Genomic DNA, 18,980 nt, shown 5'->3' with positions numbered 1-18,980 from the left:
GGGGGGTGCGGCCCACGGCGGTGGGCGCGGTGGCGGGGGCCCGCCCCGGCGGGGCGGGCCCCCGCTCGCCTATGCGGCGAGCTTCAGCTTGGGCGCCGGGTAGTCGCGCTCCAGCTCCAGGTCAACCAGCTCCTGCGCGGTGAAGACGAAGTGGGCGAGGGGGGCCACGTCCGCCGCGTTCTCCTCCGGGACCGCGAGGACGAAGCGGATGCGGTGGACGGTGTACGCCTTGATCTGCTCCAGGGTGAAGCTGCGCATCTCGCCCCGGGCGCGGCACATCGCGCGGACGATGATGCCGCCCTTGCTGGTGGTGAGGATGTTGTGGATCTCGATGGTGCGCACCGACTCGTCGCCCTTGCTGTCGACGTAGGTGATGGTCGTGGCGCGCTGGCCGTCCATGGCGCGGATCAGGTCGGTCAGGGTGCGGGTGGTGGTCTGACCGGCGGTGATCTTCATGGAGTTCGACACGGGTTTCTCCCTGGAGCTTGTGAGTTCGGGGGGTGTTGGCCGGGTGCCACTCCCGACCAACAGGACAACTATAACTCACACTCATCACTTCCGGGAAGCCGGAACGGTCTTTTTCTCGACCCGGTTTCACATTCACCCGTTCGGCCGCCCATCTCGCGACGCGCGGCAACTCACCTGACATCCCCGCTTGACGGAAGTGATGAGTAGAGATTATGGTTGTCTCAGTTGATCGGCCGTGGCAGCCGGTCAGCGACCGCGAAACACGCACCGCTACAAATCCACAGCGAGGAGCCCCGAGATGGCCCGTACTTTCCACGACCGCCCCGCGCACCTGCAGCTCCAGGAGCGGCCCTGGATCTCCCACCTGAAGGACGGGAGCCGGAAGCCTCACCAGCAGGCGGCACACAAGCGGGACCGCGCGGCGGTCCGGCTGGCGCTGCGCCTCGGCGTCGAGCCGCCGCTCCCCCAGCGCCGCTGCGTCGACTGGGAGATGCACTGAATCAGCTCCACCCGAAGCGGCCTCGCCTCCCGGCGGGGCCGCTTCGGCATGTCCGGACGCAGCCTTCGAGCGGGTGCGCACGCGGTATCCGGGCCGGGGCCGCGCAGCGGGCGGCGCCGGATCCGGAGCGGGGAGCAGGGGAGCTGACCGAGGCACGGACCGGGCCGTGGGGGCCGGTCCGAGCTGGCCTGAGCTGGGCTGGGCTGGACCGTGGTGGTGAAGGCCGGCCCGGCCCTGAGAAGAAGCATGCCTCTTCCTCCGGCTATCGCGGAGAAAGAGGTGTCGTCGTGGCGAGGGGGCTTGCCCACGGGGCCTGACCAGGCACGATGCTCAAGATCGAAAAAGTGGGGGTCCCACTCCCGGTCACACCTTCGGTGCAACTCCTAGTACACCTCTGCAAGCAACCCTCCAGCCCCCTTCCGGTGCAACTGTCGCGGGGGCGCGCCGGCATGGGCTTGCCCACTCCGCAGGCACACCGGACGGGCCGGCTCCTGCCTACCGCTGCGGTGGTAGCGAAGGTCGTGGCGGCCGGGTTCGCAGAACATCATGTCGTAGCAGTCCGGGCAGGAGCGGCCGAGTGAGGCGATCATCCAGCCCCCGATCGCGACGGTCGTCCCGCAGTTCCCGCAGTGGTCGATGTCGGGCGTGGGGCAGGTTGCCGGGAGCGGCGCGGAGGTCCTGGTGCTGGGGTAGGTCGGGAGGTCCGCGTTCCAGCTGTGCTGCTGGTACCCGGTGCGGGCGTCCCCCAGGAGGTAGAACCGGCCGGGGCGTCCGCGAATTCGTCGGCCTGGCGGCCGTACACCTCGATGTCCCAGGCGTGACCGACTGAGCATTGCCCAGGGTCAGGGCCCGTTCCACGATCCGCATGCGGGTAGCCGCCGGGCCGGAGCCGCGCACGCCCTTGTCGTACGGGGTCTGCACGTCCACGGCCGAGGCGACGCCGTGCTCCTCCACGGCCTGCGCGGTGGCGCTGCGGGACATGCGCGTGTCCACCGGGTTCCTCGGCAACGTCGACATGGGGTTCGGCGTACCGCAGGACGTGGCCGGCTGGGCGACGATCCTGCGATCCGCACAGCGCCTGACCGTCCCCCGCCCCCGGGATTCCACTGGATCAGGGTCCGGCGCATGTGTCCGCCGGATCCCCCTCTCTTGGCCGTGGGCAAGCCTCTTGAACTGGCGTGTTGCAGACTGGGCAAGCCTGGCTGCCTCTTGGGCAAGCCTTGGGCGCACCGGTCTGGGCAAGCCTGTGGGCGCTGTGGGCAAGCCAGGTTCGGTGGGCTGGGCAAGCCGGTCGGCTCTGGGGGCGGCGCTGCTGAGAGGGAGCGGGGGCCGGTGAGCATGCTGGCTCGGCGGCCTGGCTGTCCTCGGCGGAGGCGGGGTGGCTGCGCGCAGTGGGCTCAGGGGTCAGTGATGCCGAGCTCTTGGGCGGCGGGGCAGATCGAGCAGGTTTCGACCTGGGGCTGGCGGAGGGCGTCGAGTGCCTGCTCGCGGGTGGTGGGCCGCGTCCGGCCTGAGGCGAGGCGGCAGTCGGCGGTGTGGATGAGCATGCGCCCTCCTCTGCCGATGGGGTGCTCCAGCTTCCATTCGTTCAGCGGGGTGACGGCCGGCCCGTTGCGGGCTGCTTCGGTGACGCGGTCGTGGCGTTCGATCTCGGCGATGCGGCTGCGGATCAGCTCCAGCAGCACCAGGCACCAGCGCTCCAGCGTCCCCAGTCGCTCGACGTCGGGCGGCAGGAGCCAGTCGATGTCGTGTCCGGCGGGCATCGCCTACGCCTCCCTGTGGGGCTGGAGGTGTTCCGCGGGAATGCCGGTCTCCCCCGCCCGGAGCTCCGTGCGGCTCTGGGTGCGTCCGGGGTGGCACGGGCGGGGCAGGGTTCTGTAGATCACCTCAATATCGTATCTCTGTTCGAATCCCTCGTTCCGCTTTCCGGCGTGCCTGTTCGAATAAGTTTTCGATACGGTGGCTGTGGGAGGTGTCGCTGCGGACGAGCAGAGGGAATCGGCGGGCGCCGGCTCCCCGATCCTGCATCTGCGCTGCCCCGTGGACGTGGACCCGGTGATCTACCGGCTGCTCCTCGGCCTGGTGGCGGACGTGACCCCCGTGGTCCAGGCGGTCCCGCCATCGGTGCTCGTGGCGGACGTATCGGGGAGCGTCCGGTTCTTCGACCGGGACCCAGCCGAGCTCGGGCTGATGATCAGGACCCGGGCGATGGCGCTGTACGGGCTGCCGGTGGTGATCGGCGTCGGCCCGACGTGGTCGGTGGCCGCGATGGCCTCCCGCGATGCCGCGCGCTGCGGCCTGGTCGCCGTCGGGGCCGCGCCGGAGCAGGTGACCGCGTTCCTGCACCACCGGCCGGTCGGGGAGCTCTACGGCATCGGGCGCGCCCAGGAGCAGCGCCTGGTCCAGTTCGGGGTGCACACGATCGGTCTGCTGGCGCAGCTGCCGGAGGCGACCGTGCAGCGGGTGCTCGGCGGGCGGGCGGGCCGGCAGCTGCGCGAGGTGGCCCGCGGCATCGACCGCCGGGTGGTGGTGCCGACAGAGCTTCCGCACAGCACGGCCGCGCAGCGGCGGTTCGCCCTCGACACACTCTCCCCCGAGGCGGTCCGCGCCGCGCTGCTGTCGCTGGCGGTCGAGCTCGGCGACCGGCTGCGGACCCGGCGCCAGGCGGCGAGGACGATCACGATGACCGTCACCCTGGCCGACCGGTCCCAGGTCCACCGAAGCCGCCAGCTGCCCGGCGGCCCGAGCGCGCACACCGAGGACCTCCGTGACGCCGCCTACGAGATGTACAGGGCGCTGGGCTTCCAGCGGGCGCGGGTGCGCGGCATCGCGCTGCGCTGTGAGCAGCTGGTCGACGCGGCCGCGGTTGCCGAGCAGCTGTCCTTCGACCAGGGCCGCGAGCGGCGGCTGCGGGCGGAGAAGGCGATCGACCTGCTCAACGCGAAGTTCGGTTCCGGCACGGTGGGGCCGGCGGCCAGCTACCGGCAGGCCGGCTGACGCCTTCGGGGCGGGCGGCTGGAGGTCCGGCCGGGCCCCGCCCCGAGCGGTCAGTCAGCACCTGAAGTCGTCGAGGACCTTGCGCGTCGCGGCGTCCACCGGCCGGAGGGGGTGGGTGCCGCCGTCTTCGGCGGGCCCCAGGCGCAGGGTTGTTCCGTGGCTGGTGGGGGTGACGAGGAGGACGCCGTCTTCGACGCGTGTCTGTACTGCGTCGCTCCGGTAGGGGCTGGCGAACAGGCATCCGTCGGCGAGCTCGCGTTCGTAGCGCTCGTAGGGGCCGGCGAAGAAGTGGTCGGCCACGGGGCCTTGGCCCTGCCACACCACGATCGCGAGGAGTCCGGCGGCGATGCCGGGTGCCGCGGCCTTGAAGCCGGGGGCCTGGATGAGCCGGGGCCCGGTCCGGTGGATGAGCGCGGTCCCCGCGAGCGCGATGGCCCCGGATGCCGCGAACAGCAGGGTGTAGTGGGAGAGGAGGTCGGCCCGGTTGCCGAAGGTCAGCGGAAGGGCCGCGCAGGCCAGCACCAGCAGGCCCAGCCCGGCCAGGGTCACCGCCTGGAAGCCGCCCAGCTTGGCCGGCCACTCCGCCCGGGCCGGGACCAGGTCTTCCTCACGGCCGACCCACTGTCCCGCGCCGCGCAACCGTCCGGCCTGCGGGCGGGTGCCGTCGAGGCGGGCCTCGACGAGCAGGTCCAGGACCGCGTCGCCGAAGGCGAGGGCGCGGTGGTGCACCGCGAACTCGTCGTCCTTCAGCCGGCCTGCCTCCTCGGCGCGGGCCGGCTGGATGCGCAGCCCCGTTCCGCCGGCGAAGTTGAGGTTCACCGGATGTCCGGGGTCGGGGAAGCCCGGCACGGTGGGGGCCGGCGGTTCGCCCCCGTCCGGGCGAACGCCGCCGTCGCGCGCGGGGAAGTACTTCTCGTACATCCTGGGGTGTGTGACCGTGGAGGCTGGCCTGGAGCCCCTCGGCCTGCTCGATCACCGCGTCCAGCAACGGCGATGCCGGGGCGCTGCGCATCTGGTCGACCACTGCGGCTCCGGGAACCGTCTGCCACAGGCCGCCTGTCCGCTCCAGAACCCGGTCCTTCCACAGGTCGCGGACGGACCTGGGCCATACCCGGGCGGCGGGCAGGCGCCGCGGAGGCCGCCCGCCAGCGAGGTGCGCGCGCAGCAGAGCGAGGGCGCTGCACACGTAGTCGGTCTCGGCCGCGTAGTGCACCGCGACCGGAGTGGTCCGCTGCCGTACGTCGGCCCCGGTCTCGTGGACCCGGTCGGCCGAGGCCCGGGCCGCAAGGCCCTGTGGGAACAGCTCAGCAATTGCACGTTCCCAGCTCGCGCTCATCCGTTCCCCCAAGTCGGCATCAGTGTCATCCTGCCGCAGCTGGCCCCGGCAGGCACGGAAAGCTCCGTACGGTCCGTCGACGTCTGCCTCGGCGGTTCACCTACTCAAACGGGTGCGCGGCCCCCACGCGAACTCAAGGTCGTCCAGGAGGACTGCCTCCAGCGCGTTGTCCCACCGGCTGCGCAACAGGAACGGCACGGCCTCCATCCGCTCACAGATGATCAGGCTTTCAGGCTGACCGGCCAGCATGTAGCGGCCGTGCGACGCCGGCGCGCTACCCGGCCCGTACGCGCGCAGCAACGCCTCCAGGCGGGCGCGGTGCTGCTCGACGAACGCCTCCAGGCGCTCCACGTAGCCGGCCCTCTCGTCCTCACGCACGGCGCCGAGCGCCACGGCCAGGATCTCGTCCGACGCCTCGGGGCCGAGGAAGTCGCCCGGGTCGACCAAGGCCCACGTGCACCGTCGGGCCGCGGCCAAGACCACCTTCGTGTCCAGCGTTGGAGCCGGTTCCTGCGCCGGGGTTGGGGCAGGGGAGGCCGACTGCCGAGGGTGCGCGAGCAGGAGGGCGCTGGAGGCGGCGAGTCCGCGCTGGGTGGTGGCGTTGGTGTCGGCGATGCGCAGCAGATAGCTGGCAACGTCGCGGACGCCGGCGAACCATCCGTCTTCGAACTGTGGATCAGACCCGTGCGGAGGGCTGCTCTCGGAGATCCAGGTGTGGGCCCCGGCCACAGCCCCGGCCTCCAGCTTCGACACGATCTCGTCTGCCTGCTCCGAAGCGATCCCGATGGCGGCCAGGGCCTGGAACACGGTGAACCGCGCACCCGTTGCCTCGCTCTGGTGATAGCCGATACGGGCCAGCTCCTGGCCGTACGCGTCGGAGTCGTGCTGCTCGGTGCTCACGTTGTGTCTCCCTCGTCTGCGTGGGTGTGGTCGACAGGCCGGTCCGGATTACGTGCGTGCAGGCGTCGGCGCCTGCGTCTCGATAGCCGGTGCGCGGTTCAGGGCGTGGTGTGAGGGCGCTTGGTGCCCTTGCGGCCGTCGCGCAGGGCGGCGAGGAGCTCCTCGGGCTCGGGACGCAGCCCGCTGCCCAGGTAGCGGATCCCCTCGCCCTCGGGCGGGGTGTCGGTGTCCTTGCCGATGGGGTGCCGGCGACTGGTCGAGGTCCGCCAGCCGTAGCGGGAGTCCCACACCGCGGCGGCGGCCGGCTGGTCGGTGTCGAGCAGTACGGCGGCGGCCACGGCTCCTCCGTCGAGCTGGCGCATCTCCACCTGTGCCTGCTGGGCGATGCCGGCCGCGGCCAGGACGTCGGCGGTGTGCTGCAGGTAGGGCTGGGCACCGCGGGCGCGGAGCTCCCGCTCGGCGAAGGCGACGGCGGCGCGGTGGGTGATGGCGGGGTAGCCCAGCTGGAGAGCGGCGTCCTTCAGGTCGAGGTCGGGCTGCTGCTCGACGAGGTCGGCGATCCTGCGTCCGCGGAGGGTGGCCAGGCCGGACTGCGCGGTGGGGAACTTGGTGATGCCGAGGGTATCGGAGACGGTCTCGACTGTGACGGCGGGGTCGGCGTCCAAGAGTTCGGCGATCCGGGGCAGGATCTCGTCGCGGGGGATCATGTCGCCGCTGCCCTCGCGGCGGCCGCCGCCGGCGCCGCGGCCGGGGCGGCTGTCCTTGTAGGCGAGGACCAGGCGGCGGGGCCAGTGCTCGGTGCCCTTGGGGCCGGCTGGCACGAGAACCGTGCCAGCGGCCAGGGCCGGGTCCCTCTTGTAGGTGTTCCAGGTGACGGGGGCGATGCCGAGGAGTTCGGCGGCCTCGTGGCGGTCGAGGAGGTCCTCGTCGTCGTCGACCTGGGGCAGCTCGGGGATGGGCTCGCCGGCGTAGTAGGCCTTGGTCTGCTCCGCGTCCCAGAGCTGGTTGCGGGCGTCGGGCGAGCTGATCGGCGCCGGGTGGCCCTCGGCCGCGTAGGGCTTCTGGTTTCGGAGCGTGGTGAGCTTCTTGCCGAGGGCGTCGGCCAGGTCGGACATGGTCTGGACGTACTGCAGGCGTCCGGCGCGGATCACGTGCTTCTCCTTCATCACGGGGCGGGGCGCTCGTCGCGCCCCGCCGGCGGGGGGTGTCAGTCGGTCGTGGGGTCGGGCAGGCAGCCCGGGTTGCACGGCTTGCCGGCCTCGGCGCCGCATCCGTCGCAGGGGCGGGCGGCCGCGTCGATGAGCGGGCGAAGGTGGGCGAAGGCGCTGGCGGCGCCGGCGTGCGGGGTGAGGCGGCCGACGGCGATGACGTACAGGGCGTGCGGCGGGTTGCTGGTGGTGCGCACCCGGATGCCGGCGGTGTCGCCCGGGCCGGCGGCGAGGCCGGGGACCGCCAGGACGCCCGCGGCAGGGAGGGCGGTGACACCGGCCTCGGCCAGGAGCTCGGCGAGGTGCGCGAGTTCGGCATCGGCGGCCGCGGCAGTGGCCGGCCAGGCGGATGCGGCGGCCGCGGCCTGCGTCGCACTGCCGGCGGGGTGGGTGAGGGAGAAGGACACGGGGCCTCCAGGGTGTCGGTGTGTAGTCGGTGCCGCAGGCTGCCACAACCTGCAAGCAAGAAAACCTTACCTAGCTTACATCACCGTTGGCAAGTGGAGTGAGTCCGCAACGCCGCGGCGTACGGATACACTCGGAGGCGAGATACGCCTCTCGGGTCTCCCGGAGTGTGTGTTTTCGGTTGGCCGGCGCCCTTGCCACCCGCCTCGGCGGAAGTGGGCGCCGGCCGCTTTCGTTTCCGCCGACCACGGGTTCCCGCGGCACCGGGTGGTCTCCGCATCCTCTTCGCCTTCCGGGTTCCGGTCGTGTACTCCTGCGCTAGCCTCGTTGCAGCATCTACGACTTGGAGGCCGCGATGCGGATCGTCTTCGACCCAGCCGAGCAGGAGGCCCTGCGGGCCGACGCGCGGGAGATGGCTGACGGCGACCCGCAGATCGCCTACGTCCTGGAGCGCCTGGCCGGCGAGGGTGTCGATCTGGACGCCGTCACCTCCTGGGAGGACTTGCGCGAGAACCTCGGGCAGCCCCCGCTCGACGACTCCGCTCCCACCTCGCACGTCGCCTGATGGGCCGCCACGCACCCAAGCGCGCCCGCATCGTCTTCTACGACGTGGCCCAGGACCAGGTCGAGAAGATGACGGAGGCCGAACGCCTCCGGCTCGACCCCGTACTGGTGGCCGTCTCCAGGAATCCCGAGATCGGCGTGCTGTCGAAGCACGGTGCGATCCGTGAGCACCGCGAAGGCGGCGTCCGGATCCTGTACGTGCCGACCGCCCTCGGCACCCTGGTCCTGGTCGCCTACGTCGAGACGGACTGACTCCTTCGAAGGCCATGAACAGCCGGCCACCGCAGAGCCCCGGACGCGAGGTCCGGGGCTCTTGTCTTCGGGCCGGGCCCGGTCGACGATCCCTCAGGTGCCGGTCGGTGTCTGCGCGGTGCCGCGCTCGCGTCCGCCGTGGCCGAAGCGCTGCTGCGCGGCGTCCAGGATCTCGACCAGCTGCCGTCCGGAGCCGGACGTCGGCTCGCCGAGCTCGGCGAGCAGTTCGGCGATCTCCACTTCGTCGAACTCGACGTGGATGCGGCGCTCACCGCTGCGGTTGTTGAGGTACACGCGTTCCATCAGGGATTCCTCCTCGGGTGGCTGGCTGTGGTGCGGTGGGATCAGCGGCTGCTCGTGACAGCGCGAGGGCGGCGGCGACCGTGTCGGTCAGGGCGGTGCACACCGGCACGCCGTAGCGGCGGGCCACGTAGATCAGGTACCTGTTGCGCTCGGGGTTGGGGCAGTCGGGCGGGAAGCCCAGCACCGCCCGCCCCGTCGAAACGTCCAGGCCAAACTCCACGTTGGTGGTCGCGGTCGGCATCGCGTAGGCGAACTGGCTCAGCTGCGGGGCGACGGGATCACGCACCCTCGGGCAACTGTGGGAACTCGGGGGCGAAGACAGGCGTGCCGCCCATGTGGGTGATGGCGTGCGCCTGCCCCAGCAGAGCGTTGAAGCGGTTGTGAAGCTGCCGCGCTTCGGACAGCCGGCCCTCCCGGGCGTAATGCCGTTCCATGCAGATGATCGCGTCCGCGAGCCACTTGATCTCGTGACGGTAGAGGGGGATACGGGCGCGCTGCGGGTCTGCCTGGTGGACCACAGACGCGGCGCCGGCGCGCTGGTACAACATCGCCATCACGTCGTGAACGGTGAGCAATACCTGGCCAAAGCGCGGGGGGCCGTCCATCCAGTGGCGGCGCAGCCGGTCCGCTTCGAGTAAGGCCCGTTCCAGTGCCGCAAGTTCGTCCAAGTTGATGGCGATGGCTTCCGGCTGTTCGGGCGCACTCGGGGTCGGCGTCGGGGTGGTCTGGTTCCTGCGGAACACGGGTCCTCCGTTGTTGAGTAGTCGCGGTGATCAGGCTTGAGGAAGAAGTACGGGCCGGGCGACCCGACCGTGCCGCAGGCCGACAAGGTCGGGTCGGTCGGACCAGCCGTCGCACTCGGCGGGCGGGCTGTCCTCGTGGCCGGTGACGCTCACGACGCCTCCAGTGCGGTGAGGGCCGTGCGGGCCCGCTCCAGGCGCTGGCCGGCGGAGTCCTGGACGTACGCGGCGGCCTCGTCGATGACCTCGGTGATGTCCTCGCCGCCCTGCTCTTCGATCCGGACGCCGATGTCGGTCAGCAGGTCGGAGAGCATCCCGAGCACGCTGCCGGACTGGTTGCGGTCGTCGTAGAGGGACTGGAGGACGGCGGCCTGGTCCTCGTGGTCGGCGGTGTCGCCGAGCGCGTTCTCGCGCAGCGCGTGCAGACCGAGGCGGATGGCGGCGACGGCGGTCGGGTTGTCGGCGCTCACCGGTGGGACGCCTGCACCGTGGCGACGAGCGCGGCCAGGGTCTCCCAGGAGTGGTGCCAGCTCTGGTCTGTTGACTGCACCAAGTTGGTGATCCGCTGGTGTTCCGGCTGGCGGGTACCGAGGATCTCGGCATGTCCTCGTTTCATGGAATGTCCTCCGTACATCGGGATCTGATGGATGGCTGCGGCCGGTTACCGTCGGTCGGTGCGGTGGTGAAGGGGTCGAGACCTTCGCTGCCGTGGTTCGTGGTCGACGCCGCCGGCCGGGAGGTCGAGCCGGTGAGCCGATACCTGCGGGATCTGGCGCTCGGCGACGCGAGCGCGCTGACCGGCCGCAGCTACGGGTACGACCTGCTGCGCTGGTTCCGGGTGCTGTGGGCGGTGGATGTCGGCTGGGAGCAGGCGACCGAGGCGGAGACGACCGCGATGGTCGGCTGGCTGCGGACGGCGCCGAATCCGCAGCGGCGTCGCTCGCGGCCGAACTCGATGCCCGCGGGCGTGGTCAATCCGAAGACGGGCAAGGCCACGCTGCTGGATGGGTACGCGCCGCGGACGATCGCGCACGCGTTGACCGTGGTGCACGGCTTCTACGCCTTCCACCAGCACTTCGGCCGGGGGCCGGTGGTCAACCCGGTGCCCGAGAGCCGGGATCGCCGAGCCAGGCTGGCTCACCGCTCCCCGCTGGAGACGCCGGCTCCCACCAGGCGGGCCCGGCTGCGGCCGAAGGTGCGGGAGCGCCAGCCCCGGGCGATTCCGGATCGGCTGTGGGACGAGCTGTTCGCGCAGATGAGATGCGATCGGGACCGTGCCCTGCTGGCCTGCTACGTCAGCTCCGGTGCCCGCGCCAGCGAACTGCTCGGGGTGCGTCTGGAGGACGTGGACTGGTCGGCCGGACGCTTGTGGGTGATCACCAAGGGCACAGGGCAGCGAGATCCGGTGCCCGCGTCCCCGCAGGCGTTCGCCTACACGGCGGCCTACCTGGACCAGGCCGGTCTGCCCGAGCCGGGCGGGCCGCTCTGGCGGACCCGCCGGGGTGATCCCCGACAGCTGACCTACTGGGCGATGCGTCGCGTGCTCCAGCGGGCGAACGCTGTGCTCGGCACGAACTACACGCTGCACGACACCCGGCACACGGCGGCCACGCGGATGGCGCGCGATCCCTCGCTGACGCTGGTGGAGGTGCAGACGATCCTGCGGCACGCGCATCTCAGCACCACCGCCCGCTACACCGCGGTCGGCCTGGAGGACCTGATGGACAAGCTCGCCGAGCATTACCAGCGACCCCGCCAGGAAATCCGCTGGTCGCAGACCTACGATCCGGCCGACGTCGAGGCGGTGTTCGGTGCCCGGTAGTACCGCTGGCTACAACGCACGGGCGATGGGCCCGACGACCGGACGCATCCAGCGCAACCCCCTGCGGGAGGCGCCGGCGGACCGGGTGAACACCAAGGTCATCCAGCCCACGCCGCCGCCCGAGCCGGAGAACCCGCCCCGGCCGGCCGGTGATCTCTCCCGGGCCTCGCTGGCCAAGGTGGCCGACACGGCCGTTGCAGCCTGGGATGACGAGGGCCTTGAGCGGCGCCGGCTGCGTCGCCTCAGTACGGTGACGATCCTCGAACACCTCCAGCGGGTCCCGGGCAAGACCTGGCAGCAGCGATGGGTGGCGGCCGGGCTGGACGAGTACGGCACGAATCCCGGCGACTTGGGCGGCGATGACAAGAAGCTGCGCAAGCTGTTCATCTCGGGCACCCGGCAGTTGTTCTGCCTGCGGGTGATCCGTCCGAGCCTGGACGCCTTCCGCGGGCACACCTACCCAAACTACGCCTTCGACTTCCGCCTGGTGGCCAAGGACCCGCTGCTGGACAAGTTCCACGCCGCGGTCGAAGCCTCCGACGCGACCCCGGCGGCCCGGCGCACCGCGCTGTTCGACGTCGCCTGCGCCCTGACGGTGTTCGGGATCTCCCTGGCCGACCTGACACCGGAGGTGCTGCTGCACTACTCGTTGGAGTCGCGGCGCAAGCAGCTCACCCGCGGGGCCACCAAGCGCGGCCAGGAGTACAACTACGCGGCGATCGCGGCCTGGCACATCCTCTACGAGTCGGGACACTTCCCGCCGTCGGCTCCGCACGTGCTGCGGGCCGCCCTCGTCGGCGGCCAGAAGAGCGTCGAGGAACTCGTCGACCGCCAGCAGCTGCGCAACACCAACGTGCGCAACCTGCTGGTGGACTACCTTCGCCGCCGCGCCGCCGACCTGGACCACTCCTCGCTGCGGCAGCTGGCCCGAATCCTGCCCGGCACGTTCTGGAGCAACGTCGAGAAGGTCAACCCCGACCAGGCCGACCTGCGGCTGAGCGAGGAGACCTACCAGCAGTGGAAGGAGACCATCTCCGTCCTGCCCGGCGGCCGCCCCCGGCTCGACATGGACGGCGTCCTGCTCAAGGTCCGCACCTTCTACCTGGACTTGCAGAGCTGGGCGGTCGCCGAACCCGAGCGCTGGGCAGCGTGGTCGGTGCCCTGCCCCGTCCGGGATGCCGAACTGCGCTGGTTCAACGTCCGCCGCCGCGAGATCCATGCACGGATGGCCGAACGCACCCGCGTCCGCCAGCCCCTGCTTCCCCTGCTGGTCGACCACGTCACCAGCCAGTGGATGCGGCTGCGCGAGATTCTCACTGCCGCCCAGGCCGTCGAACCCGGTGAGCGGTTCACCGCCGCCGGCGCACAGTGGCAGCGCACCGCCAGCGAGTACGACCTCAAGCGGGCCAAGACCGAGAAGTCCTTTCCCGTCCGGGCGGTCAACCGGGACACCGGCGAGCTGGTCGCCGTCACCCGGGACGAGACCGCGGCCTTCTGGGACTGGGCCGTCGTCGAAGTGCTCCGGCACGCCGGCCTGCGGATCGAGGAGCTGACCGAACTGACCCACCTGAGCGTCCGTAACTACCAGCGCCCCAACGGCGAGGTTGTCGCGCTCCTGGTCGTCACTCCCTCCAAGACGGACCGCGAGCGGGTGATCCCGATGTCCGCCGAACTGTTCCACGTCATCGCTCAGGTCATCCGCCGGCACCGCGCCACCTACGGCACAGTGCCGATCGCGACCCGGTACGACGTCCACGAGAAGGTGTGGTGCCCGCCCCTGCCCTACCTCTTCCAGACCCAGACCGGCCTGGAGCGGCAGGCGATGAGCACCAGCACGATCTGGCGCCGCCTGCGCAAGTGCTGCACCGAACTGGCCAAGACCCACCCCGAGTTCGTCGGGACGACATTCTCCGCCCACGACTTCCGCAGGATCTTCGCCACCGACCTGGTCAACTCCGGGCTGCCCATCCACATCGGTGCCGCGTTGCTCGGCCACCTGAACATCCAGACCACTCGTGGCTACGTCGCGGTCTTCGACGACGACATCGTGCGGCACTACCAGCAGTTCCTCGACCAGCGTCGCCAGCTGCGGCCCGAGGAGGAGTACCGGGACCCCACATCGGAGGAGTGGTCGGAGTTCCAGGATCACTTCGACAAGCGGAAGGTCGAGCTGGGCTCCTGCGGGCGCCCCTATGGCACCCCTTGCGCGCATGAGCACGCCTGCATCAGATGCCCGATGCTCTCGGTCAACCCGACGATGCTGCCCCGGCTGGACGAGCTGGAGGACGACCTGATCGCCCGCCGCCAGCACGCGATCGCCCAGGGCTGGAAGGGCGAGGTCGAAGGCATCGAGCTGACCCTGACGTTCCTGCGCTCCAAACGGGCCCAGGTCCACCGCTCGCAGCAGCTTCCTCCGGTGAACCTTGGCATCCCCTCTGTCCCTCACAGCCGACCCACAACCGAATGATCAGCAGCGCGGACCAGAAGCGCGCTGTCTCCACAGGAAGAACTACGAACGCGAGATCCAAGCAGTCCAACAGCCACCTCAAGGTCATTCCCGTTCGCCCCAGGTCGCGGCACGCTAGAGTGCCCGTCGCACCACGGGAGGGGAACATGACGGAGCAGAGTTGGCAGCTCAGACAGGGTGAGCGACTGGCAGGAACCTTGGTCCTCGAAAGCGGCGACATGTTCTGGTCTGACTGTCGCTTTGAACCAGGGCCGGCGTGGGAAGAGCTTGCTCCGCTCTTCGCCGCGTCCCGTGACGCCTGGCGCCGTGGTGACGAGGATGCCGCCTTGGCCGCAGACGAGACGATCTATGCCCAAGACCTGGTCCTCATTCCGGACAGCGGCGGAGCCCCGATCACGGAGTTCCTGATTCGAATCGAGGGAGAAGTCGCCCGATTCCGGCGCTGATCCGACGTGTCACGCTCCCTCGTACTTCTCATGCCGGCGTTGGTGCAGAGAAGGTCGAGGCAGTACCGGCCGTTCATGCCGAAGTCGGCCAGGTTGAAGAAGTTCTTCTTGCCGGTGGCCTCGGCGAGCCGCTGGAGGAGGCCGTGGGGAACCCTGCGGTCCGCGGCGAAGTGGGTGGCTCCCGAGATCGCGAGGGCGGCGGCGAGGGCGGCCGGGTGCAGGCGGATTCCGAGGGCGCGGGTGCCTGCGACGAGGACCAGGCCCTGGGTGGCGGTGTACTGGAGCACGTGGTGGAGGCAGGCGCGGCGGCCGCCGTCGGTGCCGACGGTGGTGACCGTGCCGTCCTCGTGCTCGTACCTCACCTGGGCGGCGTCGGTGGCGCCCTTGGCCTGGGAGTCGAAGTCGGATTGGCCCCAGTGGTCCGCGTGATCGGCCGCTGCGCGCAGTAAGGCGTAGGCGGCGGCGAAGGTGGCGGCGCGGTGGTTCATGATGAGTGTTCTCCTCGGTTCTGCTCTGGACGGGGAGCCCTGGGGGCGGCCGTACCTCTTGGCCGATGCTGCGGCCGCCCCTGGGATCTGCTGCGCCGGCCTACTGGTCGGCGGTGTAGCGGTTGACCTGGTTGCGGACGTGCTCGCGGCTGAAGTCGAGGTGGTCGGCCACCGCCTTCTGCGTGAGGGTCTTGGCGTCCATCTCGGCCTTGACCGCGGCCCAGTAGGCGCGGTTGGCGGCTTCGATGGCCTTGTTGCGCACCTCGGCGGCCTTGTCGAGGCGGGCCTTGGCGGCTGTGGCCTCGGGGGTGTCGGGTCTGGTGGGGGTCATGGTGATCGGCTCCGTGACGGTTGAGGGACGATGTATCTGCCCCCTGCTCCGGTTGAGAGCGGGCTGGGCTGGCCCGGGGCGGGCGGCTTGGTTGGTAGCCGGTGACGCCGCCCGTCCCCGGGGGTCAGAGCGCCTTGACCTTGGACTTGCAGGCGTGCGTGAGGGCGACGTCGAGGATGGGTCCGATGCGGTCGGGGTAGTCGGTGATCTTCATCGAGAGCCCGCACTTGTGGCACTTGAACGTTGCGGTCTTCATCGGGGTGGTCAGGCGGGTGAGGGCCTGGCGGATCAGTTCGGCGAGCATGTCTCTCTCCTTCGGTCGGTCAGACGGCGAGGGCGATGATCCCGGCGAGGACCAGCAGGGCAACGGCACCGGCGGTGATGTCGATGGCGAGCCGGAGCGCGCGGAACTTCCGAGCCGCGATCCGGGAGAGGACCACGATCCGCTCGGCGCTGCGGTCGGTGGCGATGTCGGCGGCGGCCTGCTCGGGCGTGCAGGTCGCCCAGTGGAGGTAGGAGCCGCTGACATCGCCACCGAGGCGGGGGCGGACGATCAGCAGGACCAGGAGCATCGCGGCGGCCAGGGCGGCCGCGCCGACCCCGGCGGCGACGGTGGCGGCGACGGGGAGGTCATGCCCGGGGACGGTGGCGATCAGGACGGCGAGGGGGAGGCCGAGAACGGTCAGGAGCGCGGACGCCTTGGCGTCGGTCCTGCCCATCTCGGCGATCACCTCGGTGCGGGCCTGGGCCAGGCGCGCCTCGGTGGGGACGGCCTGCGATAATTGCTGGTTCTGCTCCACGATTCGTTGCCTCCGGTCGTCGGTGCGGGGCCCTTGCCCACACCCCGATATTGCCAAGTCTGAGTTGGCATGTCAATGCAGACTTGGCCAACTTGTAATTGCCATCTGGGAGAGCCGTCGACTACTCGTCAGCGGGGTCGGCGTGCAGGTAGTCGTATGCGGAGCAGGCCCTCCCCCACAGGTTGCTCGCATACTCGGGCGGCTCCTGGGCGCAGAGGCGGGTGTAGAGGTCGGGGAAGTTACGCCCGGTGCCGTCGCCTCCGGAGTCGTTGTCCATGGCCTCGGCCAGCGCGTACGGGTCCTTCGGGACCTGCGGGTCGAGGTGGTCGAGGTCGGGGCGGAACGTGCCGGTGGTAATAACGGTGCCCTCCACGTGCGCGGTGTGGTGCAGCTGACTGCGCAGGCCGGCGGCGATCTCCTCGGCTCGGCTCTCGTGTTCGTACGGGCCGATCCGTACCGGGTCCAGGCCGGGCCGGTGGAGGATGACGGCGTGGCCGACCGGGTCGGTGTAGCGGACGGGCCGGCCGAGCCGGTGGGCGTAGGCGATCTCGGCGCGGGTGGAGTCGCCGATGTAGCCGCCGGTGTTGACGACCAGGACCTCGTCGCAGGCCCGGATCTTCCAGCGGTGCAGCGCGTCGAGGGCGGCCTTGAGCCCTTCGGCGGCCGCGGGCTCCTCCCACAGCGGATGAGCCTTCTTCATGTCGCAGCCGGGGGCCAGAACCACGTGGCCGGCGACGGTCTCGCGGAAGTTGGCCTCACCGAGCTCGCGCCAGAACCTGGTGGAGCCGCAGAGGGTGACGACCTTGGGCCGGCCGGCGGAGGTGTCGGACGGGTTGAGCAGCTGCTCGGTCGTGGCGGGGGCGGCGGCCGCGATGAGGGCGGCGGCCTGGAGGTCGCGGTTGCGGTGCTCGGTCATCGACAGGTCCTTCGTTCTCTCGGGATGGGCGGGTGCGGCCGGCGCCAAGCGAACTCGGCGCCGGGGGACGTGCTGGGCGCCGTAGGTGCAAGTGCGCGGGACACCACGGTGCAGGGTTCGGCGCTTTCGGTAAGCGCCTGGGCGTGACACCAGGCCTTGGCCAGGTGCAGCACGGCCTTCTCGTACGTCGGGTAATCGGTGGTCTCGGCGGCGTCGTTGGCTTCGGCGAGCGCGTGGAGGGCGGCGGCCTCGGGAACCGTGAGGTCGTCGAGGATGGCGAGCTCGGAGCTGCGGAAGGGGTCGATGCGCAGCCGGCCGTACTCGTCCTTGATGCGGTCGTGGTCCTGCTGGATCACCTGCCAGCACACGGCGCTGGGGCTGGAATCCGAGGCCGGGCGGCCGGGTCGGGGGCGGAGCATGTCGGTCAGCGTCGCAACGAAGTGCGGCGCTTTGAAGGTGAAGACGATGAAAGCGACGACGCCTCCGCCGCAGAGCAGGACCACCTGCAGCCAGCAGATCCACTGCTGGGCGGCGTCCACCATCGTCATCGGCCCGTGGCGCGCAGCTCGTGCGCGTGGCACAGGACAGGGGCGATGAAGATACTGATCTTGTTCACCGTCCACCGGCCCCCGGTGAGCTCGCCGGGCGGTACCTCATCGACGATCCTGCCCTTCTTACCCCTGGCCCGGGGGTCGTCCTCACAGGCGAGGATCTCTACCTCGTCGCCGGCCTTGAATATCTGCTTCTCCTCGCGTGGTTGGCGTAGGGGTGGTGTGTCCGAACGTGGGGCGGCGGTCGGCGCCGCGGGCCGGGGCGGCCGGCCTGCGCGGTGGCCGCCCCGGGGTGCTGATCAACCGGACTGGCTGATCGGCATGATCAGGTAGCGCAGCGCGGTGGGGTCCTCGTCGGTGGGGATGAGGAGCGCCGGCTTGACCGGGTGGACGATCTGCAGGCGGATCCGGTCCGTCTTCAGTGCGGTGATGCCGTCGAGGAGGTACCCGGGGTTGAAGGCGATGGTGACGGGGGCGCCGGTGAGCAAGTCGGTGGTGGCGGTGACCTGGTCGCGGGCAGAGGCGTCGTCGGCGGTGCCGGCGCTCAGGGCCAGGGTGCCGTCAGTGAGGTGGAGCTTGACGGGGTGGCCGCGTTCGGCGACGAGGGCCATGCGCTTGACGGCGGCGGCGAGTTCGGTGGCGTCTAGGTCGGCAGTGGCGGTGAAGTCGGTGGGCCACAGGCCCTTGTGGTCGGGGAGCTGGCCGTCCATGGCGCGCAGGGTGAGGGTGCGCGTGCGGCCGGCCAGGCCGAGGACCCCGCGGGCGGCAGGAAGGGTGAGGTGGACCTGTTCGTCGGTGGCGAGGATTTTGGCGGCCTCGGCGAGGGACTGGGCCGGGATGGTGGTCTGGGTGGTGGCGCCGGTGGCCGTGGCGGGGGTCCAGGCGATGGGGCGGAGCGCGAAGCGGTAGCGGTCGGTGGCGGCGAAGGTGATCGTGTCGTCGGTGATCTCGGCCTGGATGCCGGTCAGGATCGGGAGGGCGTCGTCGCGGCCGGCGGCCGTGGCGACCTGGTGGATCGCCTCGGCGAGGGCGGGCCCGGCCACGGTGCCGCTGGCCTCGCCGGGGCTGGGCAGGCGGGGGTACTCCTCCAGCGGGAGGGTGTGCAGGGTGTAGCGGGTGCGGCCGGAGGTCAGGACCAGGCGGACGCCGTCGAGTTCGAGGTCGACCGGATGGCTGCCCTTGATCGTGCGGGTGATGTCGGCGAGGAGGCGGCCGGAGACCAGGACGGTGCCGGGGGTGGTGACCTCGGCGTCCACGGTGGCCTGGGCGCTGGTCTCGTAGTCGAAGGCGGCGACGGTCAGGGCGCCGGTGGCGGCCTCCAGCCGGATCGCGGCGAGGACGGGGACGGGGGGCCTGGCGGGCAGGGCCCGGGCGGCGTCGGTGACGGCGGCCGCGAGCGGGGCGAGGTCCGTACGGAGCTTCATCGGTGCTCCCTTCCAAGCGTGCGGGCAGCTGTCCGGCCTGGGCCGGGGTGCGCCCGGGTGTGC

Annotated in this window: 22 protein-coding genes and 2 pseudogenes; 6 read left to right on the top strand and 18 right to left on the bottom strand. The window is 71.0% G+C overall.

The window, feature by feature from the left end; all coding sequences use genetic code 11:
• Nucleotides 1-69 precede the first annotated feature (69 nt).
• Nucleotides 70-468, bottom strand: a complete 399-nt coding sequence (locus tag ABZX75_RS28545; protein WP_319733077.1) for a WYL domain-containing protein — start codon at nt 466-468, stop codon at nt 70-72.
• A 298-nt stretch (nt 469-766) separates the two neighbouring features.
• On the opposite strand from ABZX75_RS28545, the gene ABZX75_RS28540 reads away from it, so the two are divergent.
• Nucleotides 767-967, top strand: a complete 201-nt coding sequence (locus tag ABZX75_RS28540; protein WP_073919197.1) for a hypothetical protein — start codon at nt 767-769, stop codon at nt 965-967.
• Between the two features lie 1,397 nt (nt 968-2,364).
• On the opposite strand, the gene ABZX75_RS28535 is transcribed toward ABZX75_RS28540, so the two are convergent.
• A complete protein-coding gene (locus ABZX75_RS28535) occupies nt 2,365-2,730 on the bottom strand; it encodes a DUF6233 domain-containing protein (RefSeq protein ID WP_355415481.1) in 366 nt (121 codons plus the stop codon).
• Nucleotides 2,731-2,932: 202 nt separating this feature from the next.
• On the opposite strand from ABZX75_RS28535, the gene ABZX75_RS28530 reads away from it, so the two are divergent.
• On the top strand, nt 2,933-3,964 hold the full coding sequence (locus tag ABZX75_RS28530; protein WP_355415479.1) for a hypothetical protein: 1,032 nt from the start codon (nt 2,933-2,935) through the stop codon (nt 3,962-3,964).
• Nucleotides 3,965-4,018: 54 nt separating this feature from the next.
• Here ABZX75_RS28530 and ABZX75_RS28525 read toward each other — a convergent pair whose 3' ends face one another.
• The 4 genes from ABZX75_RS28525 to ABZX75_RS28510 all read right to left on the bottom strand — a co-directional run bounded on the left by ABZX75_RS28525 (nt 4,019) and on the right by ABZX75_RS28510 (nt 7,815).
• Entirely contained in the window at nt 4,019-4,885 is an 867-nt protein-coding gene (locus ABZX75_RS28525; protein ID WP_355415477.1) for a hypothetical protein, read from the bottom strand.
• 511 nt (nt 4,886-5,396) lie between these two features.
• A complete protein-coding gene (locus ABZX75_RS28520) occupies nt 5,397-6,200 on the bottom strand; it encodes a hypothetical protein (protein WP_355415475.1) in 804 nt (267 codons plus the stop codon).
• Between the two features lie 98 nt (nt 6,201-6,298).
• Nucleotides 6,299-7,351: a hypothetical protein gene (locus tag ABZX75_RS28515; RefSeq protein WP_355415473.1), complete on the bottom strand. Its 1,053-nt coding sequence runs from the start codon at nt 7,349-7,351 to the stop codon at nt 6,299-6,301.
• Between the two features lie 56 nt (nt 7,352-7,407).
• On the bottom strand, nt 7,408-7,815 hold the full coding sequence (locus ABZX75_RS28510; RefSeq protein ID WP_355415471.1) for a hypothetical protein: 408 nt from the start codon (nt 7,813-7,815) through the stop codon (nt 7,408-7,410).
• Nucleotides 7,816-8,156: 341 nt separating this feature from the next.
• On the opposite strand from ABZX75_RS28510, the gene ABZX75_RS28505 reads away from it, so the two are divergent.
• Both ABZX75_RS28505 and ABZX75_RS28500 read left to right on the top strand, forming a co-directional pair.
• Complete coding sequence (locus ABZX75_RS28505; RefSeq protein WP_158754914.1) at nt 8,157-8,378, top strand: hypothetical protein; 222 nt, start codon at nt 8,157-8,159, stop codon at nt 8,376-8,378.
• Entirely contained in the window at nt 8,378-8,629 is a 252-nt protein-coding gene (locus ABZX75_RS28500) for a hypothetical protein (RefSeq protein ID WP_136227664.1), read from the top strand. The genes ABZX75_RS28505 and ABZX75_RS28500 overlap by 1 nt, the downstream gene beginning before the upstream one ends.
• Nucleotides 8,630-8,722: 93 nt before the next feature.
• On the opposite strand, the gene ABZX75_RS28495 is transcribed toward ABZX75_RS28500, so the two are convergent.
• From ABZX75_RS28495 to ABZX75_RS28475, 5 genes and pseudogenes are all read right to left on the bottom strand, one after another.
• Nucleotides 8,723-8,932: a hypothetical protein gene (locus tag ABZX75_RS28495; RefSeq protein WP_355415469.1), complete on the bottom strand. Its 210-nt coding sequence runs from the start codon at nt 8,930-8,932 to the stop codon at nt 8,723-8,725.
• Nucleotides 8,898-9,173: pseudogene (locus tag ABZX75_RS28490) on the bottom strand (hypothetical protein); the annotation flags it as partial. The pseudogene ABZX75_RS28490 and the gene ABZX75_RS28495, both read right to left, overlap by 35 nt.
• 37 nt (nt 9,174-9,210) lie before the next feature.
• Nucleotides 9,211-9,675, bottom strand: a complete 465-nt coding sequence (locus ABZX75_RS28485) for a hypothetical protein (protein ID WP_355415467.1) — start codon at nt 9,673-9,675, stop codon at nt 9,211-9,213.
• Nucleotides 9,676-9,824: 149 nt separating this feature from the next.
• On the bottom strand, nt 9,825-10,142 hold the full coding sequence (locus ABZX75_RS28480) for a hypothetical protein (protein ID WP_355415465.1): 318 nt from the start codon (nt 10,140-10,142) through the stop codon (nt 9,825-9,827).
• Nucleotides 10,139-10,288 carry a hypothetical protein gene (locus ABZX75_RS28475; RefSeq protein WP_355415463.1) on the bottom strand — a complete coding sequence of 50 codons (150 nt, stop codon included), beginning with the start codon at nt 10,286-10,288 and terminating at the stop codon, nt 10,139-10,141. The genes ABZX75_RS28480 and ABZX75_RS28475 overlap by 4 nt, the downstream gene beginning before the upstream one ends.
• 66 nt (nt 10,289-10,354) lie before the next feature.
• Between ABZX75_RS28475 and ABZX75_RS28470 the strand changes: the two genes are divergently transcribed.
• Both ABZX75_RS28470 and ABZX75_RS28465 read left to right on the top strand, forming a co-directional pair.
• On the top strand, nt 10,355-11,494 hold the full coding sequence (locus tag ABZX75_RS28470; protein ID WP_355415461.1) for a tyrosine-type recombinase/integrase: 1,140 nt from the start codon (nt 10,355-10,357) through the stop codon (nt 11,492-11,494).
• Complete coding sequence (locus ABZX75_RS28465; protein ID WP_355415459.1) at nt 11,484-13,961, top strand: site-specific integrase; 2,478 nt, start codon at nt 11,484-11,486, stop codon at nt 13,959-13,961. Before ABZX75_RS28470 ends, ABZX75_RS28465 begins: the two co-directional genes overlap by 11 nt.
• 346 nt (nt 13,962-14,307) lie before the next feature.
• Here the strand turns inward: ABZX75_RS28465 and ABZX75_RS28460 are convergent, their stop codons facing one another.
• The 7 genes and pseudogenes from ABZX75_RS28460 to dnaN form a co-directional block, all read right to left on the bottom strand.
• On the bottom strand, nt 14,308-14,895 hold the full coding sequence (locus ABZX75_RS28460; protein WP_355415457.1) for a hypothetical protein: 588 nt from the start codon (nt 14,893-14,895) through the stop codon (nt 14,308-14,310).
• Between the two features lie 100 nt (nt 14,896-14,995).
• Complete coding sequence (locus ABZX75_RS28455; RefSeq protein WP_355415455.1) at nt 14,996-15,226, bottom strand: hypothetical protein; 231 nt, start codon at nt 15,224-15,226, stop codon at nt 14,996-14,998.
• Nucleotides 15,227-15,350: 124 nt separating this feature from the next.
• Nucleotides 15,351-15,530: a hypothetical protein gene (locus tag ABZX75_RS28450; RefSeq protein ID WP_355415453.1), complete on the bottom strand. Its 180-nt coding sequence runs from the start codon at nt 15,528-15,530 to the stop codon at nt 15,351-15,353.
• Between the two features lie 19 nt (nt 15,531-15,549).
• On the bottom strand, nt 15,550-16,026 hold the full coding sequence (locus ABZX75_RS28445) for a Pycsar system effector family protein (RefSeq protein WP_355415451.1): 477 nt from the start codon (nt 16,024-16,026) through the stop codon (nt 15,550-15,552).
• A 499-nt stretch (nt 16,027-16,525) separates the two neighbouring features.
• Nucleotides 16,526-16,867 (bottom strand): annotated as a pseudogene (locus tag ABZX75_RS28440) (hypothetical protein); the annotation flags it as partial.
• Nucleotides 16,868-16,938: 71 nt separating this feature from the next.
• On the bottom strand, nt 16,939-17,490 hold the full coding sequence (locus ABZX75_RS28435) for a hypothetical protein (RefSeq protein ID WP_355415449.1): 552 nt from the start codon (nt 17,488-17,490) through the stop codon (nt 16,939-16,941).
• A 302-nt stretch (nt 17,491-17,792) separates the two neighbouring features.
• Complete coding sequence (gene dnaN, locus ABZX75_RS28430; protein ID WP_355415447.1) at nt 17,793-18,917, bottom strand: DNA polymerase III subunit beta; 1,125 nt, start codon at nt 18,915-18,917, stop codon at nt 17,793-17,795.
• Nucleotides 18,918-18,980: the final 63 nt, after the last annotated feature.

This window comes from Streptomyces sp. NPDC003038, from assembly GCF_040611115.1.
Lineage (GTDB): Bacteria > Actinomycetota > Actinomycetes > Streptomycetales > Streptomycetaceae > Streptomyces.
Note: the sequence above shows the minus strand (reverse complement) of the source record. Positions and strands in the feature narration are given on the sequence as shown.

Bases quoted from the DNA above. Each gene is read 5' to 3' on its own strand.
- ABZX75_RS28540 (WP_073919197.1), top strand. From the start codon at position 767: ATGGCCCGTACTTTCCACGACCGCCCCGCGCACCTGCAGCTCCAGGAG.
- ABZX75_RS28535 (WP_355415481.1), bottom strand. From the start codon at position 2,730: ATGCCCGCCGGACACGACATCGACTGGCTCCTGCCGCCCGACGTCGAG.
- ABZX75_RS28525 (WP_355415477.1), bottom strand. From the start codon at position 4,885: ATGTACGAGAAGTACTTCCCCGCGCGCGACGGCGGCGTTCGCCCGGAC.
- ABZX75_RS28500 (WP_136227664.1), top strand. From the start codon at position 8,378: ATGGGCCGCCACGCACCCAAGCGCGCCCGCATCGTCTTCTACGACGTG.
- ABZX75_RS28495 (WP_355415469.1), bottom strand. From the start codon at position 8,932: ATGGAACGCGTGTACCTCAACAACCGCAGCGGTGAGCGCCGCATCCAC.
- ABZX75_RS28475 (WP_355415463.1), bottom strand. From the start codon at position 10,288: ATGAAACGAGGACATGCCGAGATCCTCGGTACCCGCCAGCCGGAACAC.
- ABZX75_RS28460 (WP_355415457.1), bottom strand. From the start codon at position 14,895: ATGAACCACCGCGCCGCCACCTTCGCCGCCGCCTACGCCTTACTGCGC.
- ABZX75_RS28455 (WP_355415455.1), bottom strand. From the start codon at position 15,226: ATGACCCCCACCAGACCCGACACCCCCGAGGCCACAGCCGCCAAGGCC.
- ABZX75_RS28450 (WP_355415453.1), bottom strand. From the start codon at position 15,530: ATGCTCGCCGAACTGATCCGCCAGGCCCTCACCCGCCTGACCACCCCG.
- ABZX75_RS28435 (WP_355415449.1), bottom strand. From the start codon at position 17,490: ATGACGATGGTGGACGCCGCCCAGCAGTGGATCTGCTGGCTGCAGGTG.
- dnaN (WP_355415447.1), bottom strand. From the start codon at position 18,917: ATGAAGCTCCGTACGGACCTCGCCCCGCTCGCGGCCGCCGTCACCGAC.